The organism is Sciscionella marina DSM 45152, from assembly GCF_000379465.1.
GTDB classification, from domain to species: Bacteria; Actinomycetota; Actinomycetes; order Mycobacteriales; family Pseudonocardiaceae; genus Sciscionella; species Sciscionella marina.
Window position 1 is genome coordinate 20769 of sequence record NZ_KB905393.1, and the last position, 12427, is coordinate 33195.

10 protein-coding genes are annotated in these 12427 nt (G+C 66.4%); all 10 read left to right on the top strand.

Annotation, left to right across the window (positions count from 1 at the left end; translation table 11 throughout):
* The first annotated feature begins 38 nt into the window (after window positions 1-38).
* Genes A37U_RS0121000 through A37U_RS0121045 form a run of 10 tightly spaced genes read left to right on the top strand, consistent with a single transcriptional unit; the run spans window position 39 to window position 12394 of the window.
* The gene (locus A37U_RS0121000) at window positions 39-869 is read left to right on the top strand and encodes an ABC transporter ATP-binding protein (RefSeq protein ID WP_020498646.1); all 831 of its coding nucleotides are present in this window, start codon (window positions 39-41) and stop codon (window positions 867-869) included.
* Between the two features lie 2 nt (window positions 870-871).
* Window positions 872-2128: an MlaD family protein gene (locus A37U_RS0121005; RefSeq protein ID WP_020498647.1), complete on the top strand. Its 1257-nt coding sequence runs from the start codon at window positions 872-874 to the stop codon at window positions 2126-2128.
* Entirely contained in the window at window positions 2125-3558 is a 1434-nt protein-coding gene (locus A37U_RS0121010) for an MlaD family protein (protein ID WP_020498648.1), read from the top strand. The genes A37U_RS0121005 and A37U_RS0121010 overlap by 4 nt, the downstream gene beginning before the upstream one ends.
* Window positions 3559-3560: 2 nt before the next feature.
* A complete protein-coding gene (locus A37U_RS0121015; protein WP_040588349.1) occupies window positions 3561-4841 on the top strand; it encodes an MlaD family protein in 1281 nt (426 codons plus the stop codon).
* Complete coding sequence (locus tag A37U_RS0121020; protein ID WP_020498650.1) at window positions 4838-6139, top strand: MlaD family protein; 1302 nt, start codon at window positions 4838-4840, stop codon at window positions 6137-6139. Before A37U_RS0121015 ends, A37U_RS0121020 begins: the two co-directional genes overlap by 4 nt.
* Window positions 6136-7428 carry an MlaD family protein gene (locus A37U_RS44490; RefSeq protein WP_157182939.1) on the top strand — a complete coding sequence of 431 codons (1293 nt, stop codon included), beginning with the start codon at window positions 6136-6138 and terminating at the stop codon, window positions 7426-7428. The genes A37U_RS0121020 and A37U_RS44490 overlap by 4 nt, the downstream gene beginning before the upstream one ends.
* Window positions 7425-8732, top strand: coding sequence for an MlaD family protein (locus tag A37U_RS0121030; RefSeq protein ID WP_020498652.1), 1308 nt, complete (start codon window positions 7425-7427; stop codon window positions 8730-8732). The genes A37U_RS44490 and A37U_RS0121030 overlap by 4 nt, the downstream gene beginning before the upstream one ends.
* Window positions 8733-8736: 4 nt before the next feature.
* On the top strand, window positions 8737-11130 hold the full coding sequence (locus A37U_RS0121035; RefSeq protein ID WP_020498653.1) for an RND transporter family protein: 2394 nt from the start codon (window positions 8737-8739) through the stop codon (window positions 11128-11130).
* Window positions 11127-12182, top strand: a complete 1056-nt coding sequence (locus tag A37U_RS44495) for a peptidylprolyl isomerase (protein WP_020498654.1) — start codon at window positions 11127-11129, stop codon at window positions 12180-12182. The genes A37U_RS0121035 and A37U_RS44495 overlap by 4 nt, the downstream gene beginning before the upstream one ends.
* Entirely contained in the window at window positions 12182-12394 is a 213-nt protein-coding gene (locus A37U_RS0121045; protein WP_020498655.1) for a hypothetical protein, read from the top strand. The genes A37U_RS44495 and A37U_RS0121045 overlap by 1 nt, the downstream gene beginning before the upstream one ends.
* Window positions 12395-12427 lie beyond the last annotated feature (33 nt).

Sequence of the window (12427 nt, forward strand, 5' to 3'; positions counted from 1 at the left end):
GCGTTTCCCGCCCGCGCATCCCACGGAGGTAACTGGCTATGAACCGACCGGCGCACTACCAGGACGATCCTGCGACGGAGACCCTGACCGCGGTCGTGGATCCGGCTCCTGGCACCAAGAATTCGATAGAAATCCGCGATGTCTACAAGTCGTTCGGCTCTTTCGATATTCTGCGTGGACTTACTCTGGATTTTGTCGATGATTCGGTGACCACGGTGCTCGGCCCGTCCGGAACAGGGAAAAGTGTTCTGCTCAAGCACATTGTCGGTCTGCTGGAGCCGGACAGGGGAACGGTCACTGTTCTGGGGCAGGATATCTGGTCGCTGGACCGCAGGAAACAGGACCTGTTACGAAGGCGTTTCGGTGTGCTGTTCCAGGATGGCGCGCTTTTCGGCTCCATGAACGTTTTCGACAATGTCGCCTTCCCGCTACGCAAGCACACCGATAAAAGTGAAGAGGAGATTCGCGATATCGTGATGCTGCGTTTGAAGGAGGTCGGCCTAGAACGAGCTGCGCTGCAGGAGCCGGGTTCACTGTCCGGCGGAATGCGCAAGCGAGCCGGATTCGCCCGCGCGCTGGTGCTCAATCCCGATATCGTGATGTTCGACGAGCCGGACTCGGGGTTGGATCCAGTGCGTACCAGCCTGCTCAACGATCTCATCCTGGAGATGCACGCGGAACACGGTGGCACCTACATCCTGGTCACCCACAACATTCCGACCGCCCGCAAGGTCAGCGATTACGTCGCCGCGATCTGGCAGGGCAGGCTGGTGCACTACGGCCCAACCGAGGCTGCCTTTGCCTCATCGGATCCCTTCCTGCGCCAATTTCTCCGTGGCGAATCGGCCGGCCCCCTCGGGATGAACTGAGCATGATCACGAAGAGAGTTCCGCTGCGTGTCCCAGGGAAGCTGACGGCCGTGTTGGTCGTCGCTCTCCTGATCGTGGCCGCGGTGGTGATCGGGGTCTCGACATCGTCCGGTTATCGCCTGCGGCTGGTGCTGCCACAGGCATCAGGCATCTTCAACGGCGTCCCGGTCCGTATCGCCAACGTCAATGTCGGGTCGGTGACCGATGTCTATCCGCAGTCCGGCAAGGCGGTCGTCGAGGTCCGGATCGACGCCGATCGGGCGCCTCTTCATCAAGGCACGCGGCCGGTGATCACCTCTCGCTCGTTGATCGGCGAGGACTATCTACAGCTGCAGCCCGGCCCGGTGAGCGCACGACCGCTGGCGAACGGCAGCACAGTGCGGACCGATTGGTCACAGGTGCACATCGAGGATCTACTGGAGACCCTCGATCCCCCTACGAGGGCGCATCTGCGCTCGCTTCTCGAGCAGACCAAGACCACGCTCGGTGGGCACGAGCAGGATTTGAACTCCACGGTGCGCACCGCAGGACCGGCGGTGCAGGCCCTCGGTCAGGTGCTCGCTGCGGTAGGATCCGACGGCCCGGCCATCCACCAGTTGGTGACCCGGCTGAACGGCATGGTCGGGGCGGTCGCTTCACGGCATCGGGACGTGTCCTCCGCGGTCTCGAATCTCGCCACAGTGACACAGGATGTCGCCGCGCATCAACAGCAACTGCGATCCGGACTCGCCCAGTTGCCGACCACCTTGCGCGCCGCGGACGGCACCCTCGACAAGGTTCCGCACGCTGTGGACACGACCCGGCCCCTGCTCGCCTCGTTGCGGCCGGCCGCCGCCCGGTTGCCCTCGGTCGCCGCGAATCTCAGCCCGCTGCTCCAGCAGCTACGGCCCACCGTCGCCGAGCTGACGCCGACGATTCGATCCGCCAACGTGTTGCTGCGCAAGACACCTTCGCTGCTCGACAGCGCGCACGCGGTGGTGCCTGGCGTGACGACCGCGCTGAACGGATTGGCTCCAGCGCTGAATTTTCTGCGGCCGTACACACCGGATCTCGTCGGCTGGTTGTCCAATTGGGCCGGAGTGTTCGGCGGTTACAGCTCTCAGGGGCACTACGGACATCTGCTGCTCACGCTCTCGGCGACCGCGGTCAACAACAACCCCGGGATCAAACCGCCTGGCCTTAATTTCGACCGAACGACCGCACCTGGAACCGCGGCTGGACAGCCGTGGACCGACGCGAGTGGAGAGCCCATCCGATGAGCAGGCATAGGAATCTCACCATCGGCGCCGTCCTGCTCGCGGTAGTGGCGATGGTCTCGGCGACAGGAGTGACAACCGCACCGGCCTCCGCGGATTCCGGCGAATTGGTGGCCTACTTCGCGGATGCGGGCTCGCTGATCGCGGGCAACACCGTTCGGGCAGGAGGAATCGTCGTCGGCTCCGTTCGGGGCGTGGCCCTGGATCGTGGCCGCGCACGAGTGGACATGGAGCTGGATCCCAGTGCCCTTCCCTTGCACACCGACGCCTCCGCGAAGATCCGTCCGGTCAGCTTGCTCGGCGAACAGTATGTGAGTCTCGACAGTGGCTCGCCACGGGCGCCCGTGATGTCGGCGCCACTGCGGATCGCGCAGAACCGCACCAGCACATCGGTGGACGTGCAGGACTTAATCAACACGCTCGACACCCCGACATCGACGGCGTTGGCCTCGCTGGTGACCACACTCGGCGAGGGAATGCACGGCAACGCCGCCAATGTCGCCTCGGCCATCAAGGCGCTGCGCCCTGCGATGACCAACGCAAGCACGCTCGCCACGATTTTGCGTCAGCAGAACGGCTTGCTGGACAAGCTCATCGACCGGGCGAGCCCGGTCGCGGCCGCGGTGGCAGCCGATGACGGACACACCATCGACAGCCTGGTGCAGGCAGCCGACAAGACATTGGGCACGGTGAGCAGCCAGCGCCAGCAACTGAGTTCGGCGGTAGCCCAGCTGCCACAGACCCTGGGCGATGCCCGGCAGGTGCTCGCACAGCTCGGCGGCGTCGCTGATGCCGCTACACCGGCCCTGCGTTCGGCGCGACCGGTCACCGACAATCTCAGCGCGATCAGCGACGAACTGCGCGAGTTCACCGCGGCGGGAACACCGGCGCTCGGGGCGCTCGGGCCTGTGCTGGACAGGGCGAACAGTCTGCTCGACGAGGCACGGCCGGTGGTAAGCCAGCTCAGTGGTGCCAGCGGTACGCTGCGCAGTGTCGCCGCATCGGCTCGGCCGATCGGCACGGCGGCACTGGGAAGCCTGGAGAATCTGCTCAAGTTCGTCACCGGATGGGCGCTGGCGACGGCCGGCTACGACGCGATCGGACATTTCTTCCGTGCCGACGTGCCCATCGACGCCAACACCATCAAGACAGTCGCCCCGGATCTCGTGCCCTCGCAGCTGCTCGGCGGACAGGCGCCGGGCAGCCCCGGAACCCAGGGCGCTGCTGCGAAATCCGCGCCACCGCAGTCGGACTCCGGTGCGGCGAGCGGGGAGACGCGGAGTGGACCGACACGTTCAGGATCCGCTCAGCCTGGGACAGCGCAGTCTGAATCCGGCCGGCAGCCACCGGTCTCGGCCGACCCGACCAGTGCCACCGGGTTGACTCAGCAACAGGAGAACTCCGTGCAGCAGCTGATTTTCGGAGGGCAGTGATCATGAAGGTGCGCGTCTCGAAGGCGCGGGGCCGGTCATGGCTGGTCGGGGTCGCGTTACTGGCCGTTGTAGTGGCTTGTGGGTACGTGGCGCTGACCGCGGGCTCTGGTCCGCCCGCCCAAGAACACACCCGTATCACGGTTGCGTTCGCCGATGTCGGCCAGCTCGATACGGGAGCGGATGTGCGGCGCAATAGCGTCCGCATCGGGCAGGTGCAACAGATCCGGCACTCCGGTGACCAGGCGCTGGTGACGATGGACCTGCACGGTGACTACGCGGTCTACCGCAACGCGAGGGCGGCCATGTGGGACGTGAACGCCTTGGGGCAGAAGTTCGTCGAACTCGAACCGGGATCGCCGGGTAGTGGCCGGCTCGGTGACCGGACTGTTCCGCGCACCCAGACGGCCTCCGCTACGGACATCGATCAGTTGCTGGACACCTTCGACCCGAAAACGAGGGATGCTACCCGTTCCGCGGTCCGTGAGTTGGGCAGCGGGGTGGCCGGGCAGAGCGTACAACTACATGATTTTCTGACCAGTGCGCCCGGTGTGCTCACCGATGTCGGCGCGATCGCCGGAACGCTCGGCTCACGCGATGCTGATCTGCCTTCGTTATTGGCCAGCGCCAACCGGTTGTCCACCACGCTGGTCGGCAGGACCCCGCAGCTACGCGATCTGCTGCGCCGAGCCACCACGACCTTGCAAGCGGTCAACGTCGACGGCGGTCGTCCGCTGGGCGATACGGTTTCCGGGCTGCCGGATACGCTCACCGACGTACGCCGGATCGCCGGCACGCTGCACGGTCCACTGGACGACACCCGGTCCGCGGTAACCGGATTGGCGCCGGGGATTCGGTCACTCGCCGCGGCCACCCCCGACCTGCGTGCGGTGCTGGCCCACGGGGTCACCCCGCTGCGCAAGGTACCGGGCGTCGCCACCGCAGCGAATCCGGCGGTCCAGGGCCTGACCACGACACTGCATGACGCGCGTCCGGTGGTCCCGCGCGTCACCGCGGCATTGAGCAGCGCCAACCCGTTCCTGGCCGCGCTGGCCCCGTACTCGGTGGACCTTCCGACGCTCGCCGCGCGCGGCGCGAACTTCGCCAACGGGCGCTACTACGACAAGCAAGGCCTCGTGTTCGGTTACGTGCACATCTTCCCCGTGGTCTCGGCGGGCTCGGTGGCCGGTCTGACCCAGCAGGGCTATAACCCGTACCCGGCACCGGGAACGGCCGACCAAGACGGAGCAGGCCGTCCTTACAACCCACTCGGGGGTGGGCGATGAAGTCCGCAGGATCCACCCGCAGTGCCGTCGTGTACGGACTGGCCTTCTTCGCCGTCCTCGTGGTCGCGGCGATCGTGGTTTTCGCCAAGCCCACCTTGCTCACCTGGGCCAGCTCTGGGGAGACGATCACCGCCGAGTTCGATCGCGATGTCGGTCTTCAGCAGGGCAACAGCGAGGTCAAAATCGCCGGTACCAAGGTCGGCACGGTCAGCGGGGTGGACACCTCGACTCCGTCGAAGATCGTCGTCTCGATGAAGGTCGACAACGGGACGCGCGCGAAGCTGGGCAGCGCCCCGACCGCCGCGGTTCGCCCGGTTACCCTGCTCGGTGGGCGCTACTACGTCCAGCTCGCCCCTGGCGGTGCCCATGGCACGTTCACCGGTGACAACATCGCCCTCGGGCACACCACCACTCCCGTCGATCTCGACCAGGTTCTCTCTGCGCTGCAACCGCCTTCGCGACAGGGACTCCGACAGACGGTGTCTACTTTGGACGGATCGCTGCGCAACGGAGGCTCCACCGCACTGCAGTCGCTCACCCGCGACGCGCCCGGCAGCCTCGGCCCCGCGGCAGGGACGCTCGACGCCATGCGCGGCCAGCATCCGGATACCGACTTACCACAACTGGTCACCAACCTGGACTCGGTGGCAACCACCCTGACCCGACGCAGCGGACAGCTCGGCTCGGTGCTGGACAAGCTGCAAGGCACAGCCGCCGGGCTGCGCTCGGGCAGCAGCGCGCTCGGCCAGACCGTCGCTCAGTTGCCCGCGACGCTGCGCAGCACCCGTGCCGGTATCACCGACCTCGGCGCCACCCTGGACAAGCTGGCGGTCACCGCACCGAAGGCGCAACCGGCCGCCACGACTCTGAACACCACGCTGAGCCACCTCGACCCGGTGCTGGTCAAAACCCGTCCGCTCGTCGCGGACCTGCGCCCGCTGCTGACCGAGGCACGTCCGCTGGTCGATCAGCTGGTGCCGACCAGCCAACTGGCCACCGGTGTACTCGACGACGTGCGGGGCCCGGTGCTCGACCGGGTCAACGGGCCGGTCATCAGCAAACTCAACGAGCAGTGGCGCGGCACCGGGCCGTTCGCCGGGGACGGCGCCAATGGGCACACCACCTTCCAGGAGCTCGGTTACCTCGCCGCGCGCTTCGACAATCTGTCGAAATACCACGACCGCAACGGGCCATTCGCCAACCTGCAGGCCGGTGCGGGCACGAACTCGATCGGCGGTGTGCCGGGGCTTGACCGGTTGCTGCTGGATCTCACCAAGATCGGAGGAGCGCCGAAGTGAGCGCAGGATCGAGGTCCGCCCGGCGGTTGCGCGGCTACTGGCAGCGGCTGCGCACCGTGCCCGGTCTCGGCCGTGATGTGGCCGCATTGGCGGGTGTGGTGGTGGTCGGCCTGGTCGCCGCGATGATCATCGTGGAGAACCAGATCGGCCGTCTGCCGTGGCAGAGCCCGGAACAGACCGTGCACGTGGAGTTCGCCAACGCCGTCGCGGTAAATCCCACCAAGAATCAGCAGGTGCGCATCGCCGGAGTGCCGGTGGGCACGATCACCGACGCACGGGCCACCGACCACAACAGCTCGGTACTGACCCTGGAACTGGACAACGCCGAGCCGGTCTACGACAACGCACACGCGACGCTGCGGCCGACGAATCCGCTCAACGAGATGTACGTGGATCTGCGACCGGGTAGTCCACCGGGCAAGCCACTCGGTGATCGAATCCTCCCTGCCGCGCGGACGTCCACGCCCACCCAGCTCGACCAGGCACTCGGACACCTCGACGTGCGGGCCCGCAACGCGCTGACGAACCTGCTCGCGGATTCCACGACCGCACTCCGTGGAGCTGACAAGACACTGCCCGCGGGACTGCAGTCCACGGATGCCACGTTGCGAAGCCTGCAACCCGTCGTCGCCGCGCTACAGACCCGCAGGACGAAGATCCAGACGTTGGTGACCAGCCTGTCCCAGATCTCCACCGCGGTGGGAAACAACGACAGCAGGCTGAGTCATCTTGTCGACTCCACCGAGCAGACCCTCGGTGTACTCGACGACAAGAAGACCCCGCTCGGTGAATCGCTGCGCCAGCTTCCCCAGTTCAGCGCGGATTTGCGCTCCGCCCTCTCGAAAACCTCCGGACTGACCGGCCAGCTCAACCCGTTGCTGGACAACCTCTCACAGGCGGCGAACCGCCTGCCCAGCTCATTGCGGGGGCTGACCACGTTCGCAGACAAACTCGGTCAGACAGTGCCGAAGGCTGCACCGGTAGTGCACAAGGCGCGGCCGGTGGTCGCCGACGCGCGCCCGGTCGTCACCAGTCTGCAGGGGAGTCTCACCGACCTGCGTCCGGTGACCCGGCAGTTGGATCCCGCAACCGGCAAGCTGGTCCGATACCTCGACGGTGTGGCCGCCTTCGTCTACAACACCAGCTCGCTGACCGCGGCAAGCGACACCAACGGAACCATGGTCCGCGGTCAGCTCACGCTCAACCCGTTGCAACCGCTCGGGTTCGGCCCGCATGGCTGTGCGCCATTGCCCAGCTACCTGCCCTGTCTGCCAGGAGGTCAGCGGTGAGTTCTCTGAGCCTGCGCCGGTCCCGGCTGCGACTGCTCGCAGTCATCGCCTTCGTCGTCGCTTGCCTGGTGTTGATCGGCTATCTGTGGACGCAGGCGGGCGGCACGATCCCGGGTGTCTCCTCGACAGACGAGGGGTACCGTGTGTCGGCTGATATCAACGATGTGGACAACCTGGTGCCGTTCGCGGATGTCGAAGCGGCCGGGATCAATGTCGGCAAGGTGACTTCCATCCACCACGTGGGGCGTTCCGCGCGGGTCGAGTTCAGCGTGAACCCGGAGGTGGCGCCACTGCACCAGGGCGCCACCATCCAGGTCAGCGAGAAATCGCTGGTCGGCCAGCCTTACATCCGATTGACCGACGGGCACGGGCAGGTGGTTCCTTCCGGTACGGTGCTGCCCGCCTCCTCGGTGAAGCCGAGCGTGCAGCTGCACGATGTGCTGGCCAGTCTGGACGCGCCGACCCGCGGCGCGTTGCGCGACACCGTGCGCTCACTCAGCGCCGGAACCCGGGGCACGCATACAGATCTGCACCAGCTCGTGGACGGTCTCGGAAGGCTCGGTGCCTCCGGTTCGACCGCATTGGACGCCATCGCCGCGCAATCGGAGGATCTGAAGGGGCTGGCACGTCAGCTTCCAGTTGCTCTCGACGCGCTCAACAGCGGCCAGGACGATCTCGGCAAGCTGGTGGACTCTGCCGATCAGCTCGCCAAGGCCACCTCGGGACAACGGGCCGATCTGGAACAGACGGTGCGGCTGTTGCCCGGCACACTCGGCAAAGTCCGCACCGCATCCGGCAAACTCGGCCAGCTGTCCGGCTCTCTCGCGCCGGTGGTTTCGAACCTGCGGACCGCCGCGCCTGCGCTGTCCTCCGCGTTGCGTCAGCTTCCGGGCACCACATCCGAGCTGCGCGCCATGCTGCCCGCACTGAACGGTACCCTCGACCGCGCACCGGCCACCCTCAACCGGATCCCGACCGTTGCAGGCGATCTCAATGCCGCACTGCCACAGTTGCGCGAGCGGCTTCGGGATCTGAACCCGATGCTTCGTTACCTTTCGCCGTACGGCAAGGACATCGGCTCGTTCGTGGCCAATTTCGGCTCGTCGTTCGCTCACACCACCACCAATGGCGACAATGTGCTCGATCTGTTCACCGTCGCCAACGAGCAGAGCGTGCGGGGTAATCCCCTGAACCTCGGTAAGGGGATTTTCACGCAGTCCAACCCCTATCCGGCTCCCGGTGAACAGTCGCATCTTGGGCCGTTCAATGGGAAATTCCCGCGCCTAGTGAAGGATCCGGAGTAACGACATGATTGTCTGGCTACGCGCTTCCGGCCGCCGTCTTGTCCGCGGGTTGGCTTTTCTGCTGCGGTCCGCCGGACGGTCGCTGCGACTGCCCACCCGGCTGATCCCTTGGTTGCGCAGGCTGGGATGGCGGCGTTCGCTTGTCTGCCTGCTCGGTCTCGCCTTCGCCGCTGGCGTAATCGGCGGACTGTCGCGTATCGAACTGGACACCAGCGTGTCCTCACTGCTGCCGCGCGACGAGGCGCCGATGCATTCGCTGGAGGCCAAGAACAAGAGCTTCGGAGCAGACCCGGTGGTGGCACTGTTGGAATCGGCCAAGCCACGCCAACTGCTCGTGGACAAAGGGAAGCTGCCGAAACTGGTGCAGCTGGAGGGAAAACTTGCCAGGTTGCCTGGCGTCGCATCGGTGTACGGTCCCGGGACGGTACTCAATCAGATCGCCTCGTCCGCCAAGAACATGCTCGCCTCGATCGGTGGGAGGCGGCACTCGGTGCAGCAGCTCGCCGAACGACAGGCTCGTGCGCGCGGCGCGTCGAAGGCATCGGCACAACAGACCGGGAAGCGTGCGCTCGCACAGTTCGACTTGCGCTATGGCCAGTTCCTGGTGCGTAGCCTGCCCGCGGGGCTTCCGACCCTGTACAACCCGAATTTCGTGCAGACGGTGATCTTCGGTGGAAACGGAGAGCCGAAACAGCAGTGGCGGGTCATCGTCCCCAACCAGAACGCGGTGGCGCTCCTCGTCCGGCCCCATCCTGGACTCAGTGAGCAGGCCAACCGCGAGCTCATCCAGCGGGTGCGCGGGGAGATCGCCGGTGCCGGACTAGCCCCGGCCAAGACGACATTGAGTGGTGTCCCCGTGGTGAGCACGGCTCTCGCCGATACGATCCGCTCAGTGCTTCCATGGCTGGCCGGGTTGGCCATGCTGGGGTGCGGGATCGTGCTCGCTCTGGTACCGCGCAGGGGCGGATGGCGCGTGCGGCTCTGGCCGCTGACAGTGATGGCCGCCTCGGCCGCGACAGTACTGGCGAGCTTCGGCTGGGTGGGGCTCCCGGTATCGGTCGGCGTTCTTGCCCTGCTGCCGATCCTGCTCGGTGTCGGGACCGACTTCCCGCTCTATCTCATACAGGGCGCCGCCCGGCACACGGTTCTCGTGGTCGGGCTGGCCAGCGCAGCGGCTGCCGGTTGCCTGGCGGTCTGTCCGCTGCCGATCGTGCGCCAGCTGGGGCTGGCTCTGGCCGCCGGGATCGTATTGGTGCTCGTGCTGTGCCTGTTGCTCGCCAGGTGGGGACTGGTGCCTCGCGCTGCACTGGAGCAGGGCGCCGCGTCTCCACCGTGGCGGCGGCCAAGACGGTCGGTGACCGCGCTTGTTCTCGCCGCGGCCGCGATCGTCGCCGCACTCGGCTGGGTGGCGCTGCCGAAGCTCGAGGTGAACGCCGATCCCCAGCAACTCGCGTCGGGCCTGCCCGCTATAGACGACGCCGCGCATGTGCAGTCCGTGCTCGGCTCGGCGGAAGAGCTCAGTGTTGTGGTGCGCGGACCTGATGTGCTGAGTCCACAGACCCTGGCGTGGTATCAGCGGGCGCGGAACTCCGTTATCAGTGCCGCGGGCGATCAGGTACGGCCACTGGTCGGCGCAGGAGAACTGATGCAGTTCCTCGGGAACCAGCCGAATCGTGCTCAAGTCTCCGCCGCGCTCGACCTCGTCCCTCGCTATCTCACCTCCGCGGTGATCACCCCGGACCGCCACAGTGCGCTGATGGTGTTCGGCATGGGTTTGCAGGATGTCTCTGTGCAGCGCGCCGCGCTGGCCAAGGTCGGCGCGGCCATGCCCCCCGCCCCGCCGGGTATGCACACCGAGGTGGCCGGGCTGCCGGTCGCTGCCGCGCGTGCGTACGACATCGTGTCCGGGGGCCGCTATCTGACGACGTTGAGCGGGATCCTCGGTGCAGGGGTCGTGTTGGTGTTCGGCCTGCGCCGCAGGGCTGATGCTGGTCGGGCGGTGCTGGCCGGTGTGCTGGCAACGGGGTGGGGGCTGGCGATCCTCTGGATCGCCGGCGGCAGCCTCACTCCGCTGACCGTCGGGCTTGGCGCGTTGACCACTGCAGTGGGATGTGAGTTCACGGTCTTTGTCGCCGATGCACGGCGTACCAACAGTCGGGCGATGTTCTGGGGGGTCGGCAGCGCGTGCGCGAACTCTGCTGTGGGCTACCTGGTACTGACCGCAGCCGGGCTCACCGCGCTACGCGATTTCGGATTACTGCTCGCGGGGGCGGTCGTGCTGTCGTACCTGTCGGCATTGTTGGTGATCCGGCTACTCCCAGGGCCGCCGCCGCGCACGCCGTCACCCCGTCCCGTGGCGGCTTCGCGATCACACAGATTAGAGGAGGTCACATCGTGAAAATCCCGGAAGTCGTCATCCGGTCGGCACGCCGCGTTGTCCGGTTGCCAGCACGGCGCTCCCGCCTCGAAGTATTCCTGGTCGCCCTGCTGTTACTGGTCTCGGCCGGCTCGGCGAGTGCCATCGTGGTGCACCGGATCACCGACCTGCCCTCCGGCGCGGTGTACCGCGCTCAGGGCACGGTCATGACTCAGCAGGAGTTCGCCAAACGGCTGCACATTCTCACCGCGGTGTACGGAGTCCAGGTCCCGCGGGACGCCGCCACGCGGGACAAATTCAACCGCACCGCGGCCAAGACCGTCGCGGTGACCGACATCGTCGACAGGGCTGCTCGAGCGCAGGGCATTGTGATCACCGATTCCTCCGCGCGGGACAAGTTGAACGCGGTGATCCAGCAGACCCAAGGAGGGCGGGACGCTTTCGTCGCGCAGCTGGGTGCGCTCGGACTCTCGGAAGGCGATGTGCTTGGTGAGATCAAGCGGACCCTTTCGAGCACCGAGTTGTTCGGCCGGATGACCGCGAAAACCCCGCAGGTCGGCGAGCAGCAGGTGAAGGACTACTACGCCGCGCACACTAAGGACATGGCGGAACCCGAAAAGCGCGAGATCCGCAACATCGTCGTCTCCAGCAAGGACGCCGCGGCGCAGGTACTCGCCAAAGCCAAGGCAGGGACGGACTTCGCGACACTGGCGCAACAGAGCTCGGCCGATCAAAGCACGAAGACAAAAGGTGGTGACATCGGCTCGGTGAGCGCCGCACAGCTGGAAAAACCCTACGCGGACACAGCATTCGCCGCCCCACGGGGTGGACTGTTCGGGCCGGTGCAGACCCAGCACGGTTGGAATGTCGGCCAGATCGTGTCGATCACCCCGGCCAAGCCGCGCACACTTGCCCAGGTGCATGACGAGTTACGTGACGAGCTGCAGCAACAGGCGAAAGCGAAGGTGTGGTCTCAGTGGCTTGCCGGAGCCATCCGTTCGGCAGCGGTGGAGTACGCGTCTGCCTATCGGCCCGCCGATCCCGATTCCCCACCCCGAGACATCACCAAGTGATGAACCAGTTGCTGTGGTTGATGCTCGGCGTTGGCTTGCTCGGAATCGGCTGGTGGGGCCGGGTCAGAGCGCCGGATCTGGTGCCGAGCTGGATGGAGCCGTACGAGCGGGCGCTGCGAGTGCGTCGGCTGCGCCGCAATGCCACGTTGTATCTGGTCTTCGCCGCCATCTTCGTGGCTGTCGCAGTGGTGGCTACGGCGATCAGGGCGTAGGGCGTGAACCCGTCCCGGCCCGGCGTTGCGGAG

Coding starts and splice junctions, on each gene's coding strand:
- A37U_RS0121000 (WP_020498646.1), top strand. CDS start 39: ATGAACCGACCGGCGCACTACCAGGACGATCCTGCGACGGAGACCCTG.
- A37U_RS0121005 (WP_020498647.1), top strand. CDS start 872: ATGATCACGAAGAGAGTTCCGCTGCGTGTCCCAGGGAAGCTGACGGCC.
- A37U_RS0121010 (WP_020498648.1), top strand. CDS start 2,125: ATGAGCAGGCATAGGAATCTCACCATCGGCGCCGTCCTGCTCGCGGTA.
- A37U_RS0121015 (WP_040588349.1), top strand. CDS start 3,561: ATGAAGGTGCGCGTCTCGAAGGCGCGGGGCCGGTCATGGCTGGTCGGG.
- A37U_RS0121020 (WP_020498650.1), top strand. CDS start 4,838: ATGAAGTCCGCAGGATCCACCCGCAGTGCCGTCGTGTACGGACTGGCC.
- A37U_RS0121035 (WP_020498653.1), top strand. CDS start 8,737: ATGATTGTCTGGCTACGCGCTTCCGGCCGCCGTCTTGTCCGCGGGTTG.
- A37U_RS0121045 (WP_020498655.1), top strand. CDS start 12,182: ATGAACCAGTTGCTGTGGTTGATGCTCGGCGTTGGCTTGCTCGGAATC.